Annotated in this window: 8 protein-coding genes and 1 pseudogene; 7 read left to right on the top strand and 2 right to left on the bottom strand. The window is 40.9% G+C overall.

The features are described 5' to 3' along the window. Positions 1–171: 171 nt before the first annotated feature. The 5 genes and pseudogenes from RWM06_RS08905 (at position 172) to RWM06_RS08925 (ending at position 4435) form a co-directional block, all read left to right on the top strand. Positions 172–1365, top strand: a complete 1194-nt coding sequence (locus RWM06_RS08905; protein ID WP_313970861.1) for an O-antigen ligase — start codon at positions 172–174, stop codon at positions 1363–1365. 144 nt (positions 1366–1509) lie between these two features. Then, on the top strand, positions 1510–1953 hold the full coding sequence (locus tag RWM06_RS08910; RefSeq protein ID WP_313970862.1) for a MarR family transcriptional regulator: 444 nt from the start codon (positions 1510–1512) through the stop codon (positions 1951–1953). A gap of 34 nt (positions 1954–1987) precedes the next feature. After that, positions 1988–2179: pseudogene (locus RWM06_RS08915) on the top strand (polyketide cyclase); the annotation flags it as partial. A gap of 14 nt (positions 2180–2193) precedes the next feature. Further along, entirely contained in the window at positions 2194–2922 is a 729-nt protein-coding gene (locus RWM06_RS08920; RefSeq protein WP_313970863.1) for an ABC transporter ATP-binding protein, read from the top strand. Next, complete coding sequence (locus tag RWM06_RS08925; protein WP_313970864.1) at positions 2915–4435, top strand: ABC transporter permease/substrate-binding protein; 1521 nt, start codon at positions 2915–2917, stop codon at positions 4433–4435. The genes RWM06_RS08920 and RWM06_RS08925 overlap by 8 nt, the downstream gene beginning before the upstream one ends. 136 nt (positions 4436–4571) lie before the next feature. On the opposite strand, the gene RWM06_RS08930 is transcribed toward RWM06_RS08925, so the two are convergent. Then, the gene (locus RWM06_RS08930) at positions 4572–5108 is read right to left on the bottom strand and encodes a TetR/AcrR family transcriptional regulator (RefSeq protein WP_173277633.1); all 537 of its coding nucleotides are present in this window, start codon (positions 5106–5108) and stop codon (positions 4572–4574) included. Positions 5109–5240: 132 nt separating this feature from the next. Between RWM06_RS08930 and RWM06_RS08935 the strand changes: the two genes are divergently transcribed. Continuing rightward, complete coding sequence (locus RWM06_RS08935) at positions 5241–6098, top strand: cation diffusion facilitator family transporter (RefSeq protein ID WP_313970865.1); 858 nt, start codon at positions 5241–5243, stop codon at positions 6096–6098. A gap of 61 nt (positions 6099–6159) precedes the next feature. Here the strand turns inward: RWM06_RS08935 and galR are convergent, their stop codons facing one another. Then, on the bottom strand, positions 6160–7164 hold the full coding sequence (gene galR / locus RWM06_RS08940) for a DNA-binding transcriptional regulator GalR (RefSeq protein WP_313970866.1): 1005 nt from the start codon (positions 7162–7164) through the stop codon (positions 6160–6162). Positions 7165–7327: 163 nt separating this feature from the next. On the opposite strand from galR, the gene RWM06_RS08945 reads away from it, so the two are divergent. Next, positions 7328–7783, top strand: a 456-nt coding sequence (locus tag RWM06_RS08945) for a galactokinase family protein (RefSeq protein WP_313970867.1), incomplete at its 3' end; no start/stop codon positions are given.

Consider the following 7783-nt stretch of genomic DNA (forward strand, 5'->3'; position numbering starts at 1 on the left):
TAGACTAATTTCCACTTCGGCCAGTCAAGTGGAAGTTACTTTGAGAAGTTACCTTGCTCCCTTTTTTACCTAGGAATCGTTTCCTTTGTTTTCAAATTGCTAAAAAAGTGGTACAATAAAGGGTAGCTTACTATTATCTGAATCAGCTGATTTGGAGAGAAAGGATTCATTTTGAAATCAATAGGCTTTATTAAAAAGCTGAAAGGGTTATCTAGTAAAGAGCTGATTTTATTGGGAATTATCCTGAGTATCTTTTTACCCTTTTATCTTTTTGTAGTTGTATTCTGTTTATATATTATCAGTTTGATTTTTACAGGAGACATGAAAAGTATTCTTCAGAAAATGGGGGAGCATCCAATGCTGCTTCTTTTTCTTGGCTATAGTACTATTATATCCATTTTTGCACAAAATTGGATGGGTCTTGTGGCTTCAGTAGGAATGTTTCTATTTACTGTTTTCTTTTTGCACTATCAGTCGGTTTTATCACATAGATTCTTTCGCTTGATTTTGCAGCTCGTCTTGTTTGGTAGCGTCTTGTCAGCTGCTTTTGCGAGTTTAGAACATTTCCAAATTGTGAAGAAATTTAACTATGCTTTTCTGTCACCCAATATGCAGGTATGGCATCAGAATCGTGCAGAAGTGACCTTCTTTAATCCTAATTATTATGGAATTATTTGTTGTTTCTGTATCATGATTGCCTTCTATCTGTTTACAACGACCAAGTTGAATTGGTTGAAAGTATTCTGTGTGTTTGCAGGCTTTGTGAATCTCTTTGGATTGAACTTTACTCAAAATCGAACTGCCTTTCCTGCTATTATCGCTGGAGCCATTATTTATCTCTTTACGACCATTAAAAACTGGAAGGCCTTTTGGCTTAGTATTGGGGTCTTTGCGATTGGCTTGAGTTTCCTCTTTTCCAGTGATTTAGGAGTTCGGATGGGGACTTTAGATTCCTCTATGGAAGAACGGATCTCTATTTGGGATGCTGGTATGGCCTTGTTTAAGCAAAATCCTTTTTGGGGTGAAGGGCCATTGACCTATATGCACTCTTATCCTCGTATACATGCTCCTTATCATGAACATGCTCACAGTCTTTATATTGATACGATTCTGAGTTACGGAATTGTGGGGACTATTTTATTAGTTTTGTCTTCTGTTGCTCCTGTTCGCCTGATGATGGATATGAGTCAGGAGTCAGGGAAACGTCCGATTATCGGCCTTTATCTATCTTTCCTTACAGTGGTTGCTGTGCATGGAATCTTTGACCTGGCCCTCTTCTGGATTCAGTCAGGTTTTATTTTCTTGCTAGTCATGTGCAGTATTTCATTGGAGCATCGAACGTTGGTATCGGATATGACGGATTAAGTTTTATAAGATTGAAATCTTCTACCTTGGGTGGGAGATTTTTTACTTGGAAAAATTATTTCCAAATCGAAATAGTTGACAGTTAGAATAATGAGTGTTACAATTGCTTTATTCGTTTCGATATAGAAATAAATTGGAGGTGTCATGAAAGATAGTCATTTAGTAGCCCATCATATTCGTTTGTTGAATGGGCGGATTTTTCAAAAGTTACTGAGTAGGGATCCTGAAGCTCTTTATCGGAATGAACAGGGAAAGATTTTAGCGGTTTTATGGAATAGTGAAACTGGCTGCGCAACTGCGACAGATATTGCTCTGGCAACTGGGCTTGCTAACAATACACTGACGACGATGATTAAAAAGCTAGAGGAACAAAATCTTGTAACTATTAGTCCATGTGGAGAAGATAAGCGTAAAAAGTATTTGGTTTTAACAGAGTTGGGGCAGTCTCAGAAAGAAGTGGGGCATCGTGTCAGTCAGAAATTGGATACGATCTTTTACAAAGGATTTTCCGAGGAAGAAATTCGTCAGTTTGAAGCCTTTCAAGAAAGAATTTTGGCTAATCTGAAAGAGGAGGAAAATGAGGTTTAAAATGGAGCAAATTAGCTGTTTATAAGTAAAGGCCACTTTTGACTTTGTTTTCCAACTCTTAGACCAAGGAAACTATGTGGTTAGCTATGGTCAGAATCAGATTGGTGGAGTTGCCTATGCCCAGTACCATATCTTCCGTCTAGAAAACGGGAAAATTGTGGAACATTGCGACAATAAGGAAGTCATGTCTAAGGTAGAAGAGTTGAACAATCGAGGGAAGTTTTAAATTGAGGATACAGAATGATTGAATACAAAAATGTAGCCTTGCGCTACACAGAAAAAGATGTCTTAAGAGATGTTAATTTACGGATTGAGAATGGGGAGTTTATGGTTTTAGTTGGTCCATCTGGGTCCGGTAAGACGACCATGATTAAGATGATTAACCGTCTCTTAGAACCAACTGATGGAAATATTTATATGGATGGCAAGCGCATCAAAGACTATGATGAGCGGGAACTTCGGCTTTCTACTGGCTATGTTTTACAGGCTATTGCTCTCTTTCCCAATCTAACGGTTGAGGAAAATATTGCTCTGATTCCCGAAATGAAAGGCTGGTCTAAGGAAGAAATTGCTCAGAAAACAGAAGAGCTTTTGGAAAAAGTTGGCTTGCCAGTAGCTGAGTATGGGCATCGTCTACCCAGTGAATTATCTGGTGGAGAACAGCAACGGGTCGGTATTGTTCGTGCTATGATTGGTCAGCCTAAGATTCTCCTCATGGATGAACCTTTTTCAGCCTTGGATGCTATTTCTCGCAAACAGTTGCAGGTTTTGACTAAAGAATTGCATAAAGAGTTTGGGATGACAACGATTTTTGTGACCCATGATACGGATGAAGCTTTGAAATTGGCGGACCGTATTGCTGTTTTGCAGGATGGAGAGATTCGTCAGGTGGCGAACCCTGAGACGATTTTAAAAGCGCCTGCAACAGACTTTGTAGCAGACTTGTTTGGAGGTAGTGTTCATGACTAATTTAATTGCAACTTTTCAGGATCGTTTTAGTGATTGGTTGACAGCTCTATCTCAACATTTGCAGTTGTCACTTTTAACCTTGTTACTAGCTATTTTTATCGCGATTCCCTTGGCTGTTTATCTTCGCTATCATGAGAAGTTGGCGGATTGGGTTTTGCAGATTGCAGGGATTTTCCAGACCATCCCGTCTCTGGCCTTGTTGGGGCTCTTTATTCCTTTGATGGGAATTGGGACTTTACCAGCATTGACAGCTCTAGTGATTTATGCGATTTTTCCGATTTTGCAAAATACCATCACTGGGCTAAAGGGAATTGATCCGAGCCTGCAAGAAGCTGGGATTGCCTTTGGGATGACTAGGTGGGAACGTCTCAAGAAGTTTGAAATTCCACTTGCTATGCCTGTTATCATGTCTGGGATTCGGACGGCAGCGGTCTTAATTATCGGTACGGCAACTTTGGCGGCCTTGATTGGGGCGGGAGGACTGGGGTCCTTTATCCTTTTGGGAATTGACCGTAATAATGCCAGTCTGATTTTGATTGGGGCCCTCTCTTCTGCAGTGCTTGCTATTGCCTTTAACTTCCTACTAAAAGTGATGGAAAAGGCAAAATTACGGACGATTTTTTCTGGTTTTGCCTTGGTGACAATATTGCTTGGTTTGTCTTATAGTCCAGCCCTCTTGGCTCAAAATGAGAAAGAAAACTTGGTTATTGCTGGGAAATTGGGTCCAGAACCAGAAATTTTGGCCAATATGTATAAATTGCTGATTGAAGAAAATACCAGTATGACTGCGACTGTTAAACCAAATTTTGGGAAAACAAGCTTCCTCTATGAAGCTTTGAAAAAAGGTGATATTGACATCTATCCTGAATTTACCGGTACGGTGACTGAAAGTTTGCTGCAACCATCACCTAAAGTGAGTCATGAGCCAGAGCAGGTTTATAATGTGGCGCGTGATGGCATTGCCAAACAGGATCATCTAGCCTATCTCAAACCCATGTCTTATCAAAATACCTACGCTGTAGCTGTTCCGAAAAAGATTGCTCAGGAATACGGCTTGAAGACCATTTCGGACTTGAAAAAAGTGGAAGGGCAATTGAAGGCAGGCTTTACACTTGAGTTTAATGACCGTGAAGATGGAAATAAGGGCTTGCAGTCAATGTATGGTCTCAATCTCAATGTGGCGACCATGGAACCAGCCCTTCGCTATCAGGCAATTCAGTCAGGCGATATTCAAATTACGGACGCCTATTCGACTGATGCGGAATTGGAGCGTTATGATTTACAGGTATTGGAAGATGACAAGCAACTCTTCCCACCTTATCAAGGGGCTCCACTCATGAAAGAAGCTCTTCTCAAGAAACACCCAGAGTTGGAAACAGTTCTCAATAAATTGGCTGGTAAAATTACTGAAAGCCAGATGAGCCAGCTCAACTACCAAGTCGGTGTTGAAGGCAAGTCAGCAGAACAAGTAGCCAAGGAGTTTCTACAAGAACAAGGTTTGTTGAAGAAATAGCTTGAAAAGTTAAACTCAACTTGCTTAAACGATTATATAGAAGAACGCTCAGACAATGTCGTCTGGGCTTTTTGATTATTGAAAAGATAAGAAACTCAGTAGCCTAGAAATAAGGCAACCGAGCTTTAATCTGTATTCAATTTTTAGGAATGAGAAGGTCTAGATAAAATTGGACAACTTCCTGTTCTGTGAAATCTTGCCCTTTTTTGAGCCACCAGGTCAATGTCTCGATAAAGTTGGATACGATTAAGTGTTGGAGGTAAGGAGTAGGCAGACTCGGGTGAGATTCTTTTAAATCATCAGCCATCACGGAATAGACATGGTGTTCTAGCTCTTTATGGAGTTGACGGAGGAAGTAGTCATTTTTGGAAAATAGCAGACTGGTGATATGGTCTTGGTTTTTCTGAAAATGCAGAAAGAGGTGGGCGAGATAGTCCACGGTAGAAACGGATTGCTTTCTTTCAAAGAGGTGATGGAAGAGATGGCGGCAAAGCTCGTCCAGAAGTAGTTCCTTACTCTCATAGTGACAGTAAAAGGTGGAACGTCCTACATCTGCGAGATCAATGATATCCTGAACTGTAGTGGCTTCGTACCCCTTATCGTTCAAAAGTTGTAGAAAAGCTTGATAGATGGCTTTTTTGGTTTTGCTGATACGGCGGTCAATGTTAGTCATATGGACACTTGAGGCAAATTGTTCAGAACTGAATAAAGCTGACGTTTTGCTTCTATCCTTTCTTTGAATTTTAGTGGATAATGATAATGAACAAGGTGTTCATAAATTTATTATAACAAAGGAATGAGAAAGATGAAGGCAAAATATACTGTTTGGGTAGCTTTTTTCTTAAATTTAAGCTATGCTATTGTTGAGTTTATCGCAGGAGGAATATTTGGTTCGAGTGCCGTTCTCGCTGATTCTGTTCATGACTTGGGAGATGCTATAGCCATTGGCATATCAGCCCTTCTAGAAACAATCTCCAATCGTGAAGAAGATAGGCATTACACCTTGGGTTACAAGCGATTTAGTCTTTTAGGGGCCCTGGTGACTGCTGTGATTCTTATCACAGGATCCATCCTAGTGATTTTGGAAAATATAGCGAAAATCTTTCATCCACAATCGGTCAATGATGAGGGGATTTTCTGGTTAGGAATTATTGCGATTACTATCAATGTGCTAGCGAGTCTCGTCATTCGCAAAGGACAAACCAAGAACGAATCCATTCTCAGCCTGCACTTTCTGGAAGATACCTTGGGTTGGGTGGCTGTCATCCTGATGGCCATTGTTCTTCGATTTACCGATTGGTATATCTTGGATCCGCTCTTGTCTCTTGCTATTTCCTTCTTTATTCTGTCAAAAGCCCTTCCACGTTTTTGGAGCACGCTCAAGATATTCCTCGATGCAGTGCCAGAAGGAGTAGATATCCAGAAGATCAAGACGGATTTAGCAGAATTGGATCATGTCGCTAGTATCAATCAGCTTAATCTCTGGACTATGGATGGTTTGGAAAAAAATGCCATTGTCCATGTTTGTTTAAAAGAGATGGAGCATATGGAAACTTGTAAAGAATCTATTCGAATTTTCCTCAAAGATTGTGGCTTTCAAAATATTACCATTGAAGTTGATGTTGACCTAGAAAGTCACCAAGCACATAAGCGAAAGGTGTGAGTTGGAGCGGAATCATAGAGATTATAAGAGAAACAGCCTTGCTAGAGGTCGTTTTGTAATTCTAATCATTCCTTGTACTCTCTCTCAGAGTCAGTCTGGTACCCAGCATGGTCAGGCTAGGGATTTTGCGACCGTGGAGTACTTCCTTATTAAGAATATCCATACCTGCTCTGCCCATTTCTTCGGTATAAACGGTGATGCTAGAGAGAGGAGGATAGACCTGCTTGGTCAGACTAGTGTCGTTAAAGGAAATAAGACTGACACGGTCTGGTAGGCTGATTCCAGCTTCTTGGAGGGCACGGAGGGCACCAATGGCTAAACTATCGCTGGCTGCGAAAAATGCTGTCGGGAGTTGGTCTCCTAAGCTTTGAATGGCCTCCTTCATCAAGTCATAGCCAGACTGGGCGGTAAATCTTCCTTGAAAGACCAGTTCATCATGATAGATTCCTTTTGCTTGACTGTAGCTTCTAAAGTTTTCAAGTCGCTTATCTTGGATGATTTCTTCTTGGTCGGTTGTTTCTTCAAGACCTGTTAGAATCCCGATACGGTTCATTCCTTGGCTGAGGAAATAATCGACAACCTGTTTCATGGCAGTATAAAAGTCCGTGATAATGCAGGTATGTCCTAGTGAAAGAGTATCACTGTCTAGAAAGACAAGGGGCTTTTGGTATTCCTCAAAGGCGGAAATCTGAGCTCGACTAAATTTTCCGATGCAGAGAATCCCAATCACTTCCTCGCTTAGGGTAAAAGGATGGTCATTAAAATAGCGCAAGATATCATAGTCCAGCTCTTGGGCTCTTTTTTCGATGCCTAGGCGAATCTGGTAGTAGTAGAGATCGTCTAGCTCCCCTTGTTCACTGACCCATTGGATAATGGCAATCTTTTGCTTGGGCTTGTGGGACTCGCCTGTCTTGAGATGCTTGGTGTAGCCCAGCTCTTCAGCAACGGTTAAAATACGGTGCCTGGTTTCTTCTGTAACAGATAGGCTCTGGTCGCGGTTGAGGACACGGGATACGGTCGCGATAGAGACAGAGGCTAGCTGTGCAATGTCTTTTAAGGTAGCCATAAATCCTCCTTGATTAGGTTAGTATATCATATTTTTCTGCTTTTTACTGATAGTTTAGTAAAATTTTAGTAAAAAGGATTGACCTTGGGAAATCCCTTGGATACAATAGAAGAAAACGATTACACGTTAAGGTGACTTAACGGACAGTCAAAGGAGAATTCATATGTCACAACATCTTACTGCAGAAGCACTTCGTAAAGACTTTCTTGCCGTTTTTGGTCAAGAAGCAGACCAAACATTCTTTTCACCAGGTCGTATCAATTTGATTGGTGAACACACAGACTACAATGGCGGGCACGTTTTTCCTGCTGCTATTTCCTTGGGAACTTATGGTGCAGCTCGCAAGCGTGACGACCAAGTTTTACGTTTCTACTCAGCTAACTTTGAGGACAAGGGCATTATCGAAGTACCTTTAGCTGACCTCAAGTTTGAAAAAAAGCACAATTGGACCAATTATCCAAAAGGTGTCCTTTATTTCTTGCAAGAAGCTGGGCACGTGATTGACAAAGGTTTTGATTTTTATGTTTATGGGAATATCCCAAATGGTGCTGGTTTGTCTTCTTCAGCATCCTTGGAACTTTTGACAGGGGTCGTGGCAGAGCATCTCTTTGATTTAAAA

This window comes from uncultured Streptococcus sp., from assembly GCF_963516575.1.
Lineage (GTDB): Bacteria > Bacillota > Bacilli > Lactobacillales > Streptococcaceae > Streptococcus.